A 20,037-nucleotide genomic window follows, 5' to 3' on the forward strand; every position below is an offset into this window, starting at 1 on the left:
ATAAGGGGCTTTTCTCGAAACACTAACCAAAGATTACTTGATTTTGGCTTCTTTGTAGATAACGTGCTGGCGAATAACTGGATCAAATTTTTTGATTTCCATTTTTTCAGGCATGTTACGCTTGTTTTTTTCAGTTGTGTAGAAGTGACCAGTTTTAGCTGTAGAAACTAATTTGATCTTCTCACGATTACCTTTAGCTTTAGCCATGATCTATTACACCTTCTCGCCACGGGCACGAAGTTCAGCAACAACAACTTCAATACCTTTCTTATCGATCAGACGGATACCTTTAGTAGATACACGTAACTGTACGAAACGTTTTTCTTCTTCTAACCAAAAACGGTGGTTTTGTAGGTTAGGTAAAAAACGACGACGGGTCGCGTTTTTTGCATGCGAACGGTTGTTACCAACCATCGGCTTCTTGCCAGTAACTTGGCATACTCTTGACATGTCAATCTTCTCCAAAAAACAATTTTAACGCTCGAGCATTAATGTGCCTCGTATGGCCGTCGCCCGAGGCACAAAGAGGGCGCATTTTATACACGATCACAGAGTGAAGATCAAGTGTTAGATTAATTAATCCAGCCTCGTTCTGCAAAAGAAACTATCTCTCGATCACCGACAACCATATGATCCAACAAGGATACATCTATGGTTGCTAACGCATTTTTTAATCGCTCAGTTATTCGTCGGTCAGCCTGACTGGGCTCGGCAATACCCGACGGATGATTGTGACACACTATGACGGCAGCAGCCTTTTTTTCAAGCACTAAGCTCACCACTTCACGTGGATATACTGAGGCTGAATCTATGGTTCCGCGGAATAATTCGACAAACTGAATTACTCTATGCTGGCTATCCAGCAGCAAAATTGCGAACACTTCATAGGAGCGGTCAGCTAATTGTCGCATTAAATAGTCCCGAGTTAAATCGGGATTTGTCAAAACCTGACCTCTCTGCAGGTTTTCTTGTGCCACACGCCGCGCTAATTCAGCCGCAGCTTGAAGCTGGGCGTATTTTACAGGTCCCACGCCCGGAAGTCGACACACCTGATGCTTTGGTGCACAAAGTAAGCTTCTTAATCCGCCAAATTCCTGGATAAGTGAACGCGCCAAATCCACCGCATTGAGCCCAGATAAGCCATTGCGCAGTAAAACGGCAAGCAATTCCGCATCGGACAGATGCGCGGCTCCTTTTTGTAACAGTTTATCCCGGGGCCCTTCTCCCTCTGGCCAGTCCTTAATCGCCATACGACCTCCTGTCATTCCCCTTATTTTCAGTTTACAGAGTATGGACGAGATTTTTTGAACTGGGATAGTCACTAAAATTAACCGCTTTGTGATATCGTTGGCGGCATTATTTCAATCTCGGATGATGTCTGTGAGTCTGACAAATAAAAACGTCCTTCTGGGCATTGGCGGCGGTATTGCGGCCTATAAAAGTGCTGATTTAGTGCGCCGACTAAAAGAACGCGGCTTTGATGTGCGCGTGGTGATGAGTCAAAGTGCAATGGAGTTTATCACCCCCCTCACACTGCAAGCCTTGTCTGGACATCCCGTCGCGTCGAGTTTGCTCGATCCTGCGGCAGAGGCTGCCATGGGCCACATTGAACTCGCTCGCTGGGCCGATCTAGTCATTATCGCCCCCGCAACGGCCAACTTACTCGCCAGAATCAATGCCGGTATGGCAGATGAGCTGATCACCACCACTTGTCTTGCCACCGAGGCACCTATCGCCTTGTGTCCTGCGATGAATCAGCAGATGTATCGCAATGTCGCAACTCAAGCGAATTTAGCGAGCCTGCAAAGCCGTGGTTTTACCCTCTGGGGACCCGCGAGCGGCAGCCAGGCATGTGGCGAAGTCGGCCCAGGACGTATGTTAGAGCCATTGGACATTGCCGAATTGGCGACGCAATTTTTTGCAGTGAATAACACCCCAGAGCCTAAACCTCTGCTAGGACAATCGGTACTGATCACCGCCGGCCCGACCCGCGAAGCTATCGACCCCGTGCGTTATATCTCTAATCACAGCTCTGGCAAGATGGGATTCGCCTTGGCAAAGGCCGCCGCCGAAATGGGCGCAACTGTGACTTTGGTCTCAGGGCCAGTTAATCTAGCCACTCCCGAAGGCGTCACTCGTATCGATGTTGAATCGGCGCAAAATATGCTCGACGCTGTAATAGATAATGTTGATAAAAAACATATTTTCATTGGTTGCGCCGCCGTTGCCGACTACCGCATTAGCGATGTTGCCACCTGTAAAATCAAAAAATCGGCGGAAGAAATGCAACTTGCACTGGTGAGGAATCCTGATATCTTAGCCACGGTCGCAAGCTTACCTAACCGTCCTTTTGTGGTGGGATTTGCCGCAGAGACCCATGATGTAGAAACCTACGCCCGCGATAAACTCAAACGTAAAAACTTGAATATGATCGCCGCAAACGACGTTTCCGTCGCAGGCCTTGGTTTTAATGCCGATGCCAATGCCCTGCGCGTGTTCTGGCCGCAAGGTAGCCAAGATTTGCCCGCCACTGACAAGCTCACGCTGGCACGGCAATTACTTTCGTTGATAGTGAAAGAAAAAACAAATACATGAAAACACCGATTGAATTAAAGATCCTCGATTCCCGTATTGGTTCTGAGTTTCCCCTACCCGCTTACGCCACTCCAGGCAGTGCGGGTATGGATCTTCGTGCCATGATAGACACCACAATGACGATAGCACCCGGTGAAACTCGGCTTATCCCAACGGGTATCGCCATTCATGTTGCCGACCCAGGGCTGGCTGCGGTGATTTTACCCCGCTCCGGTCTTGGTCATAAACACGGTATCGTACTGGGGAATCTGGTCGGACTCATCGATTCCGATTACCAAGGACCCTTAATGGTGTCTTGCTGGAATAGAAGCGATTGCCCATTTACCTTAGAAATTGGCGATCGTCTCGCACAGTTGGTGTTTGTTCCTGTGGTACAGGCCCAATTCAAACTCGTTGATGAGTTCGACAGTTCAGATCGTGGTGAAGGTGGATTTGGCCATTCAGGCACTAAATAATCCCCCAAGTCGTTATTAAGCCAAGGATACTGCAATGGCTGTAAGCCCAAAAATTAATCGTCGTGAACATATTTTGCAATGCCTAGCACAAATGCTAGAAACCAGTCCCGGACAAAGGATCACCACCGCCAAACTCGCCTCGGAAGTGGGTGTATCGGAAGCCGCACTTTACCGCCATTTCCCCAGCAAGGCGCGGATGTTCGAAGGCTTAATTGAATTTATCGAAGAGTCACTGCTCTCGCGCATTAACTTAATCATGGATGATGAAAAAGACACCATGAAGCGCTGCCAACTGGTGCTGCAACTACTGCTGATTTTTGCCGAGCGTAATCCAGGGATTTCCCGCGTACTCAATGGGGATGCGCTTCTGGGGGAAAATGAACGCCTGCGCAGCCGGATCAGCACCCTATTTGCCAAAATTGAAACCCAGTTAAAGCAAATTTTGCGGGAAAAAACATTGCGGGAAGGCAAAGGCTTTAACTTAGACGAAGCCATATTGGCTAATTTGCTATTAGCCTTTGCCGAAGGCCGAATCGCTCAATTTGTACGAAGTGAATTCAAACTCAAACCCACAGATCACTTCGACGAACAATGGACTTTCATTCAACAGCAATTACTGCAAAGCTAATGAAATTACAGAACAAAGGACGGTAAAGCCGTCCTTTATTTTTACCTGCTCTCCCTTGCTCCACTGCAACGTTTGATTTAGTCTTTACAGCCACATAACAAAACACCAACATTAGAATACAAGGAATGTAGATGAAACATCTTCAAAGATGCTTGCTTCTCATTTGCGGGTTACTCGCAACAAACCTCTATGCAGAACCAAGCCAATTAATCAAAGCCTTCAGTGCCTCAGCTGAATTTACCGATATACAAATATCTCCAACGGGTGAGTATCTGGGTGGCATAACCGTAGACAAAGCGGAAGATAAACGGGCTCTTATCATCCTAGAGATGAAAACCATGAAACCGTCCTATATCGTTAACTTTGATGGAACAGGTGAAGTCGGTGCCTATTATTGGGTCAATGATAATCGGGTCGTTCTGCAGAAAACCTATAAACAAGAGCGTATAGAAACATCAGCTTACTACGGTGAAATGTTAGCGGTGAATGCCGATGGCAGTAAACCTAAATATATCTTTGGTTATAAAGGCGATGGCAGCATTTCTGCTGGCACTAACATTAAAAAATCAGAACCGATTTTTGCGACAAGCTACATGCTCGATCCACTGCCAGATGAAGAAGATGATATTTTAGTGTTCGCATACCCTTGGACAGGCACTAACCACGCAATAACCGAAATATATCGCGTCGACGTTTATTCCGGAAAACGCAAGAAGCTGGCCTCATCACCAGTACAGAACGCCAACTTTTTAATCGATCATAATCAAAACGTACGCTTTAGCTTTAGCCAAGATGCAAAGTTAAATGATTTGCTTTACTACTTTGATGAAAACCAAGACAAATGGATTTCAGGTGATAAATTTAAAGGAGACTTACTGGAGTTTAGACCGCTCGCCTTTACAACTGATAACAAGTCTATTTATGCAATTGGTGCGAAAAAGAATGAAACGCGCGCTATCTACAAGATTGAGCTAGAGACAGGCAAACAGCATAAGATCATCCAGCATCCGGTGGTTGATCCTAACGAGATATTAATCGATAAAAAGACCAAAGAGTTATATGCCGTTGAATTTGAAAATGGTCATCCAGAATATGAGTTTTTAGATAAGGAAAGTAAAAAAGCCAAAGTGCTTAATCAGCTTATGCAGGCTGTTCCAGATCATCGTATTCAAATCATTAGTGAAACCCGGGATGGTGAAAAATTGATCGTGGTTGCGATGAATGACAGAAACCCCGGAGATTACTATCTATTTGATAGTAAAAAATTCAAGCTTAAACACCTTTTTGCACAAAAAAGTTGGCTAGACCCTGAATCAATGGCTGAAGTTAAACCAATTACGTTTACCGCCCGTGATGGTCAAGAGCTCCATGGTTATTTAACGCTGCCAAATGGCCAAGAGGCCAAGAATTTACCACTAGTAGTCAACCCTCATGGCGGCCCCCATGGTCCAAGGGATTATTGGGAGTTCAACTCTGAAAACCAATTGCTAGCCCAACATGGCATTGCCGTACTTCAAGTAAACTTTAGAGGCTCTGGCGGTTACGGCCCCAAGTTCGAAGAAGATGGCTATCAGCAATGGGGCGAGAAGATCCAATATGACATTATCGATGCCACGCAATATGCTATCGATCAAGGCTGGGCAAACAAAGATAAAATCTGTATCTCTGGCGGTAGCTTTGGTGGTTACTCTGCGTTAATGGCTCCTATGCTCGCACCCGATATGTTCAAATGTGCAGTAGGGACTGCAGGAGTATATGATCTCGAAGAGTTACATGACAGTGGCGATATACCTCAATCATATTCGGGTGGTGCATTCCTCGATAGGGTGCTCGGCAATAATATACAGAAGCTACGAGATATGTCGCCGACCCACAATGTCGATAAACTCAAAGCGTCTGTTTTACTGCTTCATGGTGAAGAAGATGTTCGTGCCCCCATGGAGCAATTCGATGCGATGGAAGCTGCATTGAAAAAAGCCAATTACCCTTATGATAAAAAGATTTGGGATAAGGCAGGTCATGGCTTCTATACACCTGAAAGTCGTGAAATCTATTACGAAAGCATGCTCAGCTTTATTAAGAAACACTTATCAATTTAGCCACTAAAACGCAGGTCAAATATCTGAAAGTCAGATATCAATCCTTTACCAGGCCGCACGCAATAGCGGCCTTTTTCATAGGTTTAATGTACGATTTTAGTATGAATTATCTGCGATTCACGCTATTCTCCCAACCCGTTTCTTGCCCATGCAAGACTCCCAATTTGCACCCTAGTTCGCCTAGGTTTCTGGTTATAGCCGCTACGATGTAGTGGAGGATAAGATGGCATTAAGTGAAGCAGCAGTAAAAGTACAGGCAGCCCTACAGGAACGCGGGCTTGAAACCCCGATGCTCCCAAACGTTTACAGCAGTGAAGAACGTAAGGATAAGATTGAGCATCATATGAAGGAAATACTGACACTTATGTCATTGGATCTTTCAGATGATAGCCTGGCAGATACGCCGCGCCGCATCGCAAAAATGTACGTCGATGAAATTTTCTCAGGCTTAGACTATGAAAATTTCCCTAAAATTACCGTCATCGATAATAAAATGGGTTTCGATGAAATGGTGCGCGTGCAAGATATTAGCCTGACCAGTACCTGTGAACACCATTTAGTGACGATCGATGGCACTGCGACCATTGCTTATCTGCCACGCAAAAAAATCATTGGTTTATCAAAGATTAATCGTATTGTGCGTTTCTTTGCCCAGCGCCCACAGGTACAAGAGCGTTTGACGCAACAAGTGTTAGTCGCGCTACAAACCTTGCTCGAAACCAAAGATGTTGCGGTCAAAATGGATGCGGTACATTACTGCGTAAAATCCCGTGGCGTGATGGACTCAACCAGTTCAACCACCACTACAGCGCTTGGCGGGATTTTCAAATCCAACCCAGCGACTCGCGCCGAGTTTTTAAATCAGTCCAAATAAGGGATTAGTTTTAATAAGCACTCATAAAAAACGCTGCCATTCTTGATGAATAGCAGCGTTTTTATTTTAGCGATTTATAACACGCTTAAGCCAATTAGGCCTCGATGCCATACTGCTCGCGGTACTGGCTCACAGCCGCAAGTTGCGCTTCCATCCCAGGCTTTTCAGATAAGTAGCTGATAAGGTCCGCGAGTTTGATAATCGCCACTATGCCGCAACCAAAATCACGCTCAACTTCTTGAATCGCCGATAACTCGCCTTTGCCTTTCTCTTGTCTATCTAGCGCAATCAACACGCCCGCTAATTGCGCTTTATGGGCTTCGATGATTTCCATCGACTCACGAATCGCAGTACCTGCGGTGATCACATCGTCCACCAGCATCACCCGGCCTTTCAGCTCGCTACCGACTAAGCTACCACCTTCACCGTGGTCTTTTTTCTCTTTGCGGTTAAAGCAGTAAGGAATATCGATATTGTGGTGTTCACACAGTGCCACGGCTGTCGTCGTCGCAATCGGAATACCTTTGTAAGCAGGGCCAAATAACAGGTCATACTCGATTCCTGAATCCACTAAGGCCGCGGCATAAAAGCGGCCTAAACGCGCTAAATCACGGCCAGTATTGAATAAACCTGCATTAAAGAAGTAAGGACTGATACGGCCCGATTTAAGGGTAAACTCGCCGAATCGCAATACCTGACGCTCTAGGGCAAATTCAATAAACTCACGTTGATAGGCTTTCACAATCTCTCCTTACGACTTTGTCTTTTATGGTTAACTGTTAATTCGGTACAGAGTTTGTATTAAATCTGGATGCGCATTAAAGCTGCAGCTAATAAAAAGCCCCGCACTCTATAAATGACGGGGCTTGTTATCAATCGGGATTAGTTCAATGCGGCTTTCTGCACATCGACGATTTCACGAATACTGTTCTTCGCCAATCCGAGTAGCTCAATCAGCTCTTCGTGGCTAAAGGGCTCGCCCTCTGCAGTACCTTGGATCTCAATAATCTTACCGGTTTCAGTCATCACCACGTTCATATCGGTTTCGGCGGCGCTGTCTTCCACATATTCGAGATCGCTTATCGCTTCACCCTTGTAAATACCGACGCTGACTGCAGCGATCAAAAACTTAAGCGGGTTAGATTTAATGATGCCTTTACCGCGTGCCCAGTTCAACGCATCCACTAAGGCGACACAGGCACCAGTGATAGAAGCGGTACGCGTGCCACCATCGGCTTGGATCACATCACAATCGATCACTATAGTGTTTTCGCCTAGGGCCTTCATATCCACACAGGCGCGCAGCGCACGACCGATAAGACGTTGAATTTCTTGTGTACGACCAGATTGCTTACCGCGAGCGGCTTCACGATCCATACGGCTATGGGTCGAACGTGGCAACATGCCGTATTCCGCCGTTACCCAACCTTGACCTTGACCCTTAAGGAAACGTGGCACACCTTCAGTAAAACTGGCGGTACAAAGCACTTTCGTTTCGCCAAATTCCACTAACACTGAACCTTCGGCATGGGCCGTAAACTGGCGAGTGATAGTGATGGGACGAGTTTGTGCTGGCGTTCTGTTACTTGGACGCATGCGGGATTCCTGTATTCTGAGTCATTGACCAATTTTGGCTGCATATTATAGGGGCTTGCGCCCTAGGATGCCATGCCTAGGGCAATTCTCTGGCAAACTCATCTTGCCAATCTACCCAATAAATTACACTAGTATACTGTATGCCTTTAATCCTAAAGCCATTGACTCTATAATCCCCTCTCATTATGACGATTACACCATTAGGACAACCCATGATCCAAAGCATGACAGCCTACGCTCGCATCGAGCACAAAGCACAATGGGGCACAGCCTCCTGGGAAATTCGCTCAGTCAATCAACGCTATCTCGAAACCTATCTACGTTTACCCGAGCAATTTCGCAGCTTCGAACCCGTACTACGCGACCGTCTGCGTAAGCGTTTAAGCCGTGGCAAAGTCGAAGTCAATCTGCGCTACGAACTGGCCGACAATAGCAATAACGAACTGCAATTAAATCAAGGCCTCGCAAAACAATTGCTCGATGCCGCCACTTGGCTCAAGCAAGAAGCGGGACAAGGCGAAGTGAATCTGACCGACATCCTTCGTTGGCCAGGTGTGTTATCAAGCTCTGAGCAAGATATGGATGCCATCGGTGCAGATTTGATGACGGCCTTCGATTCAGCCATAGATCAATTTATCGAAGCCCGTGGCCGTGAAGGCGAAGCCATCAAAGACATGCTGTTAAGCCGCTTAGACGGCGTGAGCGAGCAAATCGCCATCGTACGCGAGCACATGCCAAAAGTGATGGAATATCAACGCGAAAAGCTCACCAATCGCCTAGCCGAAATCAAAGGTGAACTGGATCCTGCCCGCATCGAGCAAGAAATGGTACTACTTGCACAGAAACAAGATGTCGCCGAAGAAATGGACAGACTCGAAGCCCATGTGGCCGAAGCCCGCCGCATCCTCAAGAAAGGCGGCAGCGAAGGTCGCCGTTTAGATTTTATGATGCAGGAATTCAACCGCGAATCGAACACACTCGCCTCTAAATCCATCAGCACCGAAATCACTTCGGCCGCAGTGGAACTTAAGGTACTTATCGAACAGATGAGAGAGCAGATCCAGAACGTTGAATGATATCCATAGCCATCCACCAAACATCATTAACCATTGTTTTTAATCAATTTCAACATTTCATCCGTCTACTAACATCCATCTATACCCACCACTACCCACCGCTATATGGTGGGTATATTGGTGAGTATGCTACAATAATCCCGATCGTCAGTGGTGGGTATTATTGGCTTTCATAAAAGCAACCTTAAGGTCATGATGGGGAATGGATTTATGGGAAACCTAACAGTAAAAGAGATTGAGTCCAAGGCTAAAGGAGAACCAGGCCGGTATGCAGATGGAGGCGGTCTGTATTTTGTTGTCCCAAAGCTTGGAGTTCCATATTGGATGCTCCGTTACACGGCGCAATCCAAACGCAAGGAAATGACCTTAGCAAAATACAATGATATGTCTCTTGCGGATGCGCGTGCGGAAGCTGCTACCAAAATGAAACAGTTTCGCGATGGTCTCGACCCGCTCATAGCCAAAAAACGTGCAGAGCAATCCCAAATCAAAACCGTTGACGATCTCTTTGCCGATTGGCATTTAGGTAACGTTAAAAGACTCAAGCACCACGAAATCCCCGAACGTATCTACCGTAAAGACATTGCTCCCCATATAGGCAGCTTCAACGTCGATAGCGTCACAGCCAGAGACATAAAGGCTGTATTACAAGCCATTGCAGCCACTAACCGCCCAGCAATAGCTAACGATGCTCTAATGTACTGCAAGCAGCTTTTTAATCACGGCATAAAGCTGGATCTGCTTGGCGCAAATCCCGCAAGTGCATTTTCTATATCAGATGCTGGTGGCTTAGAAAAAAGTAAAGACCGCGCTTTAACGCTAGAGGAAGTCACCACGTTTTTTAAAATCGCTAGAGAAAATAGTAACAGCTTTAGCCGTGACAACTATCTAGCCTGTGCACTACTGATTACATTGGGAGTACGTAAGTCTGAGTTGGCTGAAGCGCCTTGGAGGGAGTTTAATCTTGATGAAAAGGTGTGGAATCTGTCCAAAGACAGAAGCAAATCAGGTGTGGGTATTGCGATTCCATTGCCGCCCATAGTGATGGAATGGCTATATGAGCTAAAAATCAGAGCATATGACTCCGAGTATGTCTTCCCCAGCAGACGCTCAAGTAAAAATCCCCATATGGGTCCTGATACGCTAAACCGAGCAATCACTAAACTATTTGGCCACGAAGCCGGTAAGAAAAAACAACCCCAAAACTTAATGGGTGATATGCCCCACTTCACTGTGCACGATCTACGTCGTACCTGCCGCACCCTGCTTGCCAAACAAGGTACGCCAGGACACGTCGCTGAACGTTGCCTTAACCACAAACTAAAGGGTGTTGAAGGGATTTATAACCAGCATGATTATTTCGAGGAGCGAAGGGAAGCGTTAGAAAAATTGTCACAATATTTGAAGGATATTATCAACACTCCTAAAAAAGCAAATTGATAATTATTTATATGCAGTGACTCATACAGGATCTGACAGTTTTGATGGTGTTGTTAAATCTACTCGTAGAAGCTAGCACCATCAAAGTCATTTTTGGGCAAAAGCACGCTGCATTTTTCGCAGGATAAACTTCATTTAGGATAAACAAAAATAATCCCCAAGCGCTAATCGTGAGCAGTTATTAGCCTAAGGATGTAATGCTTGGCTTGACGCTTTACCTTTACACCATTTCCCGCTGTTATGCTGCTTTTTAAACTCACACATGCTATCCCATCGACCGCTTATACCACTGTATTGACGACGAAACTCTTTAGCAGAAGTAAGCCAAGCATCAGGCGCAATGCCTAACTCATTGAGCAGTTTTGGTCGTTGATTATCGATATAACCTTTTTTATCAAGGCGGATGGCTCGGCCAGTCCAATCAATGAGTTCGAGATAATCAGCAAAATGAAACGGAATGCCCGTTTGTTCATTCAGGTGTGCTGCACCATCGAATTGGACGAGTGACTTGTGGGGAATATAAGCTTCATTAGTTGAGAAGTCAGTTTGTGGCACAGGGAGGGTTAATGGATGATTTGGGGAATTTAGCGAGTTAATTCGCTCCTGAATCGATGTAAAATCAGAGGATTGCAAAGAATCGGCAATACCTGCTCGAATGGGATTTAAATCCACATACATCATACAGGCCAGTAGTGCTTGCTCATCTAACAGCGCTTGCGACTTAAAACGACCTTCCCAAAAGGCGCCTTTACATTCATCTTCACGATTGGCCTTGCGGGCGATTTCTTCATTTAAACAGCGCATAAACCAGCTGATACTACTTAATCGTTCATGCCACTCGGTAATTAAGCTATCGAGTAACATCACTTCACCGTCGATTAACCCATCACCATTCATATACTTAGTCGCGACAGCATGGCCCTTAGTGATTTGACACCAGCGGCTGATAATGTCTTTTTGCGTTAACGATTTGGCCTTGTCGACATCAATTTTAAGCACTAAATGATAGTGGTTACTCATCACCGCATAGGCACAGATATCGATGCAGAAAATCGCAGATAATGCCTTGATTTTATCCACAATCCAGCCACGTCTATGCTCATAACTGCGGCCCGTGAGTTTATCTTCACCACATAAAAAAGCCCTACGAACACAGCGATTTATCACATGATAGAAAGGCGTCGCATTGGCATCAATTAGCTGTCTTCTGGCCGAGGTCATCACAAACTCCACACAGACAAAATCAGGATAATTTAAAGCCTAGGTGAAGGTGCTGAAAAACACAAAAAGATGTGACTGTCCCCGCTATTTATTTGTAAGGCGATTATTGAACGTTAGTATTAAACCCGATAAACAAGCCATTTTCTTTGCACGAACTTAAGCGAATGAGCTCCAAAAACCCATTTGGTCAAAACTCGCAGCAGACTGAGCAGCACAAAACCGCTGAAGTGATTAATCATAGGCAGCAGAAGCGATCAATTGCGCCAGTGCCGCCAATTGGCGGCGCGGCACCAAACTGCCCGCCCTGCTGGCAAACAGTGATAACTTCTACCGGCACGTGCTGCCCAGGCCGCTGGTCGAATTGCCCAATTGCAGACAAGAAAAAGCCCCAAGCAAATGGGGATGATTAACAAAAAGAGTTATGCCTGCTGTCTCTTTGTAGTCGAAGGGTTATCGAACATCAAAAAGATCTGGCTGTCCTGTTTTGTCGATTGACCAAAAGTGTGATGCCTGTTCATTCTCTATATTTAAGTAGATTCGTCATCATGAACATAAATTGCCCATGATGGCTTATGAGGAGAAGACTTTATCCAACCAAGCTCCTTAATTACTTTGTTAGCCATTTTTCTCATCTTCGCCCATTGAACACTATTTGACACCGAGTCATTAGTCCACAGTCCAGCATTCTCTTGACCGCTAATAGATAGCATATAGTCATCAAGCTCTTTGATAGTGCTTCTTGCACTATCAGGAAGTTCATCCAAATTGGTATCCTCCAAAGCTTCTTCCCAGCTTAATGCTAGCTCATCGGCCGCATTGGAAAAATCAGGAAACAATCCAAGTTGAACTTTTGCAGGTTGAGCCAGTGCTAATAACGCCCATTCAAATTGTTCGCTAACCATTAATTAACTCCACTTACTATTGTGCCTTTTTGGCTAGAGTCGGCACGGAATGTTGCAGGATTAACAACCCAGACTTTACCTTGGGTGCTGGTAGATATTTTGTAATATGCGCCGCCATGTCGGCCCCCCCCTGCATGAACTTGGATTTGTGTAACTTGTTTATGTCCGTCTACGATGATAATTGTTGCGTTACCAGAGCCTCTTGTCGATTGCCGTACTGCTACTTGGTAACCTTCAGCAGTCAATGTGGCAGCTATTTGTTCTGCACTTCGCCCCCATAGCAACTTGGGCTGGGCAACCATGTTTCCAGACAGTCCACCAGAAGGTAACCGCATTGAAGTTGAGGAACTTGCACGTAGAGGGGTATTCGCAAGTAAAACTGAGCCAACTTTCCTAAAGTCATAAGCAACTCCTTGGGCAACTTCATTGTCTACATCAGCCCACTGGTCCATCCTGCCAAACGAACCTGAATCTTGATGAAGGAAACGTTCAGTCCAGTCAGCAATGCCGTTTACCATATCTGGTATCAAGTTACCGACTGCCGCTACGGCACCATTGGCAATTGTTGAGGCAGTTTCGGCATACAAGTCACTGTACTTGCCATAACTCCAGCCTCCACTAGAATCTCCCCCAAAGCTATAAGTCGCAGTAGCACTACCATCTAAGTTTGTTTGACCCGATACTAATTTACCACCTGATTTTTCTAATTGGAGGCCAACTTCCCCAACTCTTTTAGCTTCTCCAGAAATTGTCAGTTTACCGTTGGCTTCGCCGTTACCTACCGTTGCTTTATTTTTCTTCTTTGACTCAGTGTCTGCCAACTGCACTGAGGTACAAAAGCCTTCAAAACCTGTATTTGACCCTGTACTACAACCGCCACCAGTCGCTGCATATCCTGTGGGGTCTGTGCCGCTCATCGGATTATTGAGGATGTACGAATATGGGTTAGCACTTTGGCTGTTCTCGGGGAACTGCAAGAACGGGTCAACACTCAGGAAGCGACCGACGTTGAAGTCGTAAATCCGCCCGTTCATATGAATTAACTGCTGCTCATTCAAATGCTCGTGATTGGTGTAGCCCTTAGTCACGCCTTGCCAGGCCGTCAGTAATACATTGCCTGCGGCAATATCCTGTGGCCGACCGAACACATCATAACCCCGGTATTGCAGGACTGCGCCGGTTTGTCCATCGATTAAGGTATCGACACTGCCTAAGTGGTCCCTTAATACGTGCTGGAATGGTGACTGATTGCCTAAGCTCCCCACATGGGCTTTCATCTTGATGGTGTGGTCACCGATGTAAGTTTTATCGATGGTGGCACTGCTGCTCACCTCACGTTCAAAACTGCCTACATAGTAGGTAGTGGTGATGCTGCTACCTTGCTGCTTAACCTGTTTATAGCGCTGACCATTCGCATCATAACTAAAGGTACTGGTAGTGCCATTACGTACGACAGTTAACGGCTTGTTTTGGTCATCGTAAGTTAAGGTCGCCCCATCGCCAATTAACCGATTACCATTGTTATCATAGGTAAAGTTGTAGGTTGTACCGCCGCGAATAAACTGCCGTATCGCGTTGGGGCCTGCATTCCCCCCTAAACCTTTACCCACGTTACCATAGAGATAACTGCTGCCATAATCACCTTTGACCAGAATATTCCCCGCGGCATCATAGTCATAATTGATAGGCGCATACGTGGTGCCTTTGATGGTTTTGGTGGAATTATCGACCCGCATCAGTTCATCGTAGGTATAATCCTCTGCAAAGCGAGCGATGGCATTTTCTTGCCGAACCAGATTGCCCATAGCATCGTAGTCATAGTTAAGATACTGAATACCTACTGTGCTACAACTGCCGTTATTACTGGTACAAATTGAAAGTGGAGAGCCAGCTTCATTGCGGAAGAATTGTTGTATCTTACCGTTGCTGAATCGTTGTTGATTGATACTCCCTAAGGCACTGTACGACTCAACTGTGCGTAGAGACAATTCACTGCCATCGGTAAAGCGTTGATAGTCTTGTATCAGATAACCGTTATCATCAAAACGGTAAGCAACATGCTCACCACTGGGGAAAGCTATCGCTTTGAGGCGGCCAAATTGACTGTCGTAGGCATACTTTTCAGTTAAGTTAAGGCCGCCCATTTGGGTGATAGTTTGTATCATTCGCCCCACAGTATCGTAACTGTGGGTTTGGATGTGCCCCGTGACACTGGCTTGATACAACTTGCCATTACCGACCGTGGTGTCATACACCCAAGTGCGTGTAGTTTGGGTATTGGTTTGCTTTGTTTGTCTGCCCAGTTTGTCGTAGGTAAACGTGGTGACGAGATTGCGCGCATCAGTTTGGGTGGCTAACTCAGCAAACTGGTTGTAACTGAATAGCCACTTACCCATATTGGGGTCATCAAACCATGCCTTGCGCCCCAAATCATCATATTGCGCGGTAATACGACTACCGAGCACATCCTGAATGAGTACCGGTAAGCCTGCAGCATTATAGGCAAAATAGCTGTTGTGCCCTTTGGCATCTGTTGTACTCAGCAGTTGGCCCAAGCTGTTATAGCTGCGGCTCATCTGGAGGTTAAAGCCACCCGAGACACTGATGTCGGTTCGAATACCATCAACATAAGTGTATTGCGATTGATAGGCGACCATGCCATCGTCATACAATTTGCGACTGGGTCGCCCCAATACGTCAAAACCTTGATATTGCACGACCTCAGCCGTCCCATAGGATTGGGTTGGTCGAGTCTCGCTCACCAAATTGCCTCTAACGTCATATTGTTTTTCGGTAATAATATCCCCAGCAAACCCTGCAGTAACGGTCTTCACCTCTCGATTTAAGCTGTCAAAATAGCTGATGGTTTCCGGTTGGCCACTGCTGCGCTGCGTGACGCTGTAGGCATAATAACCAGTTAACCATTCCATACTGCTATACACGGTTGGCGTGACGACTGTGGCCCCTTTAGCGCTGCCGCTACTGGTGATTTTGCCGATAAAGTTCACGGTATTAGTGGTGGTCACACCGTTGATATCTATCGAGGTGAGCACTGCGCCAGTCAAGGGGTCGTATTGTGTTGTTAACGACGCAACGCCCGGCCACTGGGCATTAAATGTTTGATACACAAAGTAACCATCATTACTCATGGAGACTTGGGTATAGCGGTCACCGACAGTGGTTTTTAATGCATGCCCATAGGGGTCATAAGCACTAAATTGCGTCGTACTTCCAGTGCCGGTTAAGGAGCCAATACCCTCGACCTTAGTCGATGTGAGTGCCATTACACCCTGCTCATTGGTGCCATAGGTATGAGTGACTCTTTGTCCCGTTGCGGTGTTAGCAGGATTAAGCACCACACTTTCATGGGTTGTTTTATAAGTTACCGTTTGATTGGTGCTGCTCACCGTCGGCATTAACCAGCCGAGACTATTCGTAAAGGCTTGGTTAGTAGTTTGAGTATGCAGCACCGTATTGTCTTCACTGGTAACCGTGTTTGAGGTCACTTGACAGTGGGCATTTTTAAGCGTGACATCCTTAACCGTTGCAACACTGATATTCGGGTTAACCGTCCATTTCGTGGTGGTGCTTTCTTGAGGATAAAAACACGCGCTTTGGCCCACGACGTAACTTCCTGGCAAGGGCGCATTTTTTTGTACTGAATATTCGCTGAGCGTGTTATTGCGGCTATCGGTGACCTTTTTGTACTTCACCATCCCGGACCAAGGGAAGGTTTGTTCAAATTGAGTCAGAGTGGTGAGGCTTTCACTGTTAAGCGCATCGGTGCGCGTTTCAATAATGTCGCTAAAGCCCTGAAAACCGCGGCCTGCGACATGGAAACGCGCATTTTTATAGCTGTATTGGGTGGTATCGACCCCGCCACCCCCATTATCACTCTTTAAGGTTGATACCACTCGCATGGTGTTGGTGAAGTAAACATAAGGGTAATTTAATGTCGACTCATCAACACTGTAGCGCGGCTTCAACTGGTCATAATCCAATTGGAGTTTCTGCCCCATGCCGGTATTAACATTGCTAATGACCGTATCCTGTGTCGTTGCATGGGCAAACACTAAAAAACCTACCGGGTAACTACTCGGCTTGCCACCTTGCTTACTGCCATAGAACCAGGTGCGCTTGACTGCATCCGACTCAAAACCGACCCCGGAGACGAAATCGACGCGGCCATCGCCCGTTAAATCAATCGGTGATAATGTTGCTAACGCGCCATAAACTGGCAATTGCACATCGGTAAAGGTTTTGCCATCAGGGTTAGTCAGTAGCACATTCCAATGCCACACATCGTAATCGTAAAAATAAGGGGCTGATGCACCATCGACAGCATCGCATGCTTCATTGGAACTCCAAGTCCAACACTCGTAAGTGTATTTTTTACGGAGTCTATCTGGGTATAGAATGTCTTGGCGACCATCACCGTTATAATCGACAAACTGAATAAAGCGCTCATGCACGTATCCTGCAGGCCCGCCATAGAGCGGGTCTTTGACAATCTTACCGCCGTCGATCGTCCAGGCGAGCTCTTTCATTCCCGTGTTATAAGGCGCTTCAAATAATCCGGCCCCTTTGTTAATAATGATGTAACGAGTAAAAAAGTTGTCGGTACTTTTGACTTTGTGCAGGGTTAAAATATCGCTTAATCCATCACCATTGAAATCGACCCACCGACTTGGTGTGGCGCGGTAAGTCTTATCGACACTAATGGCAAAGGTTTGGTTTTTCTCAACAAATGAAACAGTTTTATTCGCACGGTCAAAGACAACCTTGTACCATTTAAGCGCTGAATTAAATTGGCTTGGTGCCAAATCAAGCTCACCGTCACCGTCAACATCCATGGGGATTAACGGCTCTGCAGCGCTAACACTGAAACTGCCGCGATAATCAAAACCATCACCAATGGCTTTGCGTTGATAAGCCTTATAGGTGAGGGTGAAATTACCAACACCGGCCTGCTTATTGGTGGCTAAGAGAATGTCTTTGCGACCATCCCCATCAAAATCCATGACGTGGCTGGAGCAAAACTTATCGCCAATATCGCGATAAACCGACGCGTAACACGTGGCATTGATGCCAGTGGAATAGGTGCGCTTGATAGCGCCGCTAGGAAGTAAACTGGTGATGATTAACTGTGAATTATCATCGGTGTAGACAAAATCATCCGCCCCATCAAGGTCATAATCAATGGCACCGTTGACCACATTGCCACTGTATTCATTTGCAGCCGGGATGCCATCGCCATTAATGTCTCCGGCCCAGTTTTCAGTGCTCTTATATGGCAAAGTTCGATAACTGACCTTGTTTCCGCCCCGGGAAAGATAGATACCATCTAATGGAATCGATAAATCCGCTACGCCATCACCGTCATAGTCGTTGTCTTTGCGAACAGCCAAGCCAACGGTGTAATTGTCATTGATGGCTGCAAGCGCATGGTTTGTTATCAAGTTATGCTGATAAATACGCTCAAACCAACCAAAATCGGTATTTAGACATTGGCTGGGGTCAGTACCATCACAGTAAGATAAGCTTGCAAGTCTCGCCGCATCGTTACGCGTTGCTGGAGATAGGGGCGCATAATTGAATAGCCACTGCGCTTTCACTCCACCATCAATCAGCACATCTATACTACTCATGCGCTTATTGTTAATGCTATAGCCGCCCCAATGGTAGCTGGTTTCTGCGGGTACAGCCGTATAGTTAACGTGCACGCTGCGTGACCCTTGAACGCCTTTATAACCGGTGTAATAAATGTCTTGAAGGTATCGATTACCCGACGTAGAGGCATCATATAAATACGTCACTTCGTTACCATGCGAGTCTTGTGTGAGTTGTTGCAACCACGATGATGTAACGCTAACGCCGACAGGGATGATTCTGCTATTGGCGTTGCTTCCTAAAAGATGGTACGTACCATTAGCCTCGTAGACTTTGAAATAGGTAGTGCTGGTATTGAGCGCGCCACCCAACTGTTCAATGATGACAGTGGAATTGCGTTCGGTTTTATAAAAAGTACCTAATGCCCCGTAAACGCCCCGCACGCTCGAATTGGGGGCTGTTGTTACCACAAGTCGACTACCGTTGTAGCACAACTTGTCATTACTGCTGTAAGTTGCATTGCTTGCGGTTGCATCTAAGTCATAGATTTGGCTACAGCGTGAAATACTGGAATACGCTGACAGTGACCAGCCCATTCCAGCCAAGCCTTCTCCGGCTTGGCTACTGTAATTGAGAGATAGCGAGGGCTGCATACCATTTCGCCCCGGCGCGACTGTTAGCGGCACTGTGTAAGAAAACGCGCCACCATCAACCGTCGCTTGTCCTTGAATTTCGCCGACTAATTCATCAAACGCAGGTGACGCTAACGAGTTGCTGGCATCCGGGATGGTCGCAATACTGGCTAGGGTTGATGACTGATAGGGAGTGCCACCCGTTGGTGCCGTACCAACAAGCGTACTTGCGCTGTAGGCGCTGCATGCCGTACCGATACAGGCGTTAATGCGATAGTAATAGCCTGGGAGTGTTTTACCTGAGAAATTAGCAGAGCGAGCACTTGTCCAGCCTGGGCAATAGGTTTCTGAGCCGCCGTCAAATGAAAGTGCCATCAAAATTGGTGGAGTAGTCCCCTCATCTGGGTTACCAAGTCCACTATAAACAGTGCTCCAAGCATTGCCGTCAGTAGATTCCTGGATATTGACCGCTGTCACTGAGCAATTAATGTTCCAGTGCAATTCGATTGTTGAACTTATCTTGCTACCACTCAGCGGCGGGGTTGCAGGGGGTAGTGCAGCAGCGCTATTTGGCATCCAGACAAAACAAAGCAATAGCATTAAAGCGGCAAAAGATGAGTTACGGCGCTGTGTCCATAGCGGCAACATGGCATTCCCTTAGTTTAAGTTTCTATTTTTGTTAAATTACAATACAAAAACAAATACATTATGGCAACATAGAGTAAACACTTTATTTTATTTCTGAAATCGGGGGGGAGGTAATCATGTTCTCTCATCGAGAATGAGCGGATTATTTTTAAGACGCATTACCAATAACGGAACAAAAGCGGGGAATCCTCGAGACAATGAAACACGTTAGTAAACATAGAATTTATGTTTTCCTTCAGATCGCGATCCACTAGAACGTGG

At 46.3% G+C, this 20,037-nt stretch carries 15 protein-coding genes; 7 read left to right on the top strand and 8 right to left on the bottom strand.

All coding sequences use genetic code 11. The features are described 5' to 3' along the window. Window positions 1–33 precede the first annotated feature (33 nt). The 3 genes from rpmG to radC form a co-directional block, all read right to left on the bottom strand. Window positions 34–207: a 50S ribosomal protein L33 gene (gene rpmG / locus MJO46_RS10825; protein WP_006079871.1), complete on the bottom strand. Its 174-nt coding sequence runs from the start codon at window positions 205–207 to the stop codon at window positions 34–36. 6 nt (window positions 208–213) lie between these two features. Beyond that, window positions 214–450: a 50S ribosomal protein L28 gene (gene rpmB / locus MJO46_RS10830; RefSeq protein ID WP_006079870.1), complete on the bottom strand. Its 237-nt coding sequence runs from the start codon at window positions 448–450 to the stop codon at window positions 214–216. A 122-nt stretch (window positions 451–572) separates the two neighbouring features. After that, the gene (gene radC / locus MJO46_RS10835; protein WP_198782036.1) at window positions 573–1,250 is read right to left on the bottom strand and encodes a DNA repair protein RadC; all 678 of its coding nucleotides are present in this window, start codon (window positions 1,248–1,250) and stop codon (window positions 573–575) included. Between the two features lie 121 nt (window positions 1,251–1,371). Here radC and coaBC point away from each other — a divergent pair, with 121 nt between their 5' ends. The 5 genes from coaBC (at window position 1,372) to folE (ending at window position 6,651) form a co-directional block, all read left to right on the top strand. Continuing rightward, window positions 1,372–2,595, top strand: a complete 1,224-nt coding sequence (gene coaBC / locus MJO46_RS10840; protein WP_253989346.1) for a bifunctional phosphopantothenoylcysteine decarboxylase/phosphopantothenate--cysteine ligase CoaBC — start codon at window positions 1,372–1,374, stop codon at window positions 2,593–2,595. Further along, window positions 2,592–3,050 (top strand): dUTP diphosphatase, encoded by a 459-nt coding sequence (gene dut, locus MJO46_RS10845; RefSeq protein ID WP_253989318.1) that lies wholly within the window; start codon window positions 2,592–2,594, stop codon window positions 3,048–3,050. Before coaBC ends, dut begins: the two co-directional genes overlap by 4 nt. Window positions 3,051–3,084: 34 nt before the next feature. Further along, entirely contained in the window at window positions 3,085–3,678 is a 594-nt protein-coding gene (slmA, locus tag MJO46_RS10850) for a nucleoid occlusion factor SlmA (protein ID WP_253989319.1), read from the top strand. A 131-nt stretch (window positions 3,679–3,809) separates the two neighbouring features. Next, window positions 3,810–5,777 carry a S9 family peptidase gene (locus tag MJO46_RS10855; RefSeq protein WP_253989320.1) on the top strand — a complete coding sequence of 656 codons (1,968 nt, stop codon included), beginning with the start codon at window positions 3,810–3,812 and terminating at the stop codon, window positions 5,775–5,777. Window positions 5,778–6,000: 223 nt separating this feature from the next. After that, entirely contained in the window at window positions 6,001–6,651 is a 651-nt protein-coding gene (gene folE / locus MJO46_RS10860) for a GTP cyclohydrolase I FolE (protein ID WP_253989321.1), read from the top strand. 94 nt (window positions 6,652–6,745) lie between these two features. Here folE and pyrE read toward each other — a convergent pair whose 3' ends face one another. Together pyrE and rph are read right to left on the bottom strand one after the other, a co-directional pair. Further along, a complete protein-coding gene (gene pyrE / locus MJO46_RS10865; protein WP_253989322.1) occupies window positions 6,746–7,393 on the bottom strand; it encodes an orotate phosphoribosyltransferase in 648 nt (215 codons plus the stop codon). Window positions 7,394–7,533: 140 nt separating this feature from the next. Continuing rightward, complete coding sequence (rph, locus tag MJO46_RS10870; protein WP_007651307.1) at window positions 7,534–8,247, bottom strand: ribonuclease PH; 714 nt, start codon at window positions 8,245–8,247, stop codon at window positions 7,534–7,536. A 212-nt stretch (window positions 8,248–8,459) separates the two neighbouring features. Between rph and MJO46_RS10875 the strand changes: the two genes are divergently transcribed. Both MJO46_RS10875 and MJO46_RS10880 read left to right on the top strand, forming a co-directional pair. Next, window positions 8,460–9,323 (top strand): YicC/YloC family endoribonuclease, encoded by an 864-nt coding sequence (locus tag MJO46_RS10875; protein WP_253989323.1) that lies wholly within the window; start codon window positions 8,460–8,462, stop codon window positions 9,321–9,323. Window positions 9,324–9,533: 210 nt separating this feature from the next. After that, window positions 9,534–10,763, top strand: coding sequence for a site-specific integrase (locus MJO46_RS10880; protein WP_253989324.1), 1,230 nt, complete (start codon window positions 9,534–9,536; stop codon window positions 10,761–10,763). A gap of 186 nt (window positions 10,764–10,949) precedes the next feature. Here the strand turns inward: MJO46_RS10880 and MJO46_RS10885 are convergent, their stop codons facing one another. From MJO46_RS10885 to MJO46_RS10895, 3 genes are all read right to left on the bottom strand, one after another. Further along, a complete protein-coding gene (locus MJO46_RS10885; protein ID WP_253989325.1) occupies window positions 10,950–11,984 on the bottom strand; it encodes a transposase in 1,035 nt (344 codons plus the stop codon). A gap of 527 nt (window positions 11,985–12,511) precedes the next feature. Next, window positions 12,512–12,886: a hypothetical protein gene (locus MJO46_RS10890; protein ID WP_253989326.1), complete on the bottom strand. Its 375-nt coding sequence runs from the start codon at window positions 12,884–12,886 to the stop codon at window positions 12,512–12,514. Continuing rightward, entirely contained in the window at window positions 12,886–19,776 is a 6,891-nt protein-coding gene (locus MJO46_RS10895) for a SpvB/TcaC N-terminal domain-containing protein (RefSeq protein WP_253989327.1), read from the bottom strand. Before MJO46_RS10895 ends, MJO46_RS10890 begins: the two co-directional genes overlap by 1 nt. Window positions 19,777–20,037 lie beyond the last annotated feature (261 nt).

It is taken from the genome of Shewanella sp. KJ2020 (genome assembly GCF_024197625.1).
Classification (GTDB): Bacteria; Pseudomonadota; Gammaproteobacteria; order Enterobacterales; family Shewanellaceae; genus Shewanella.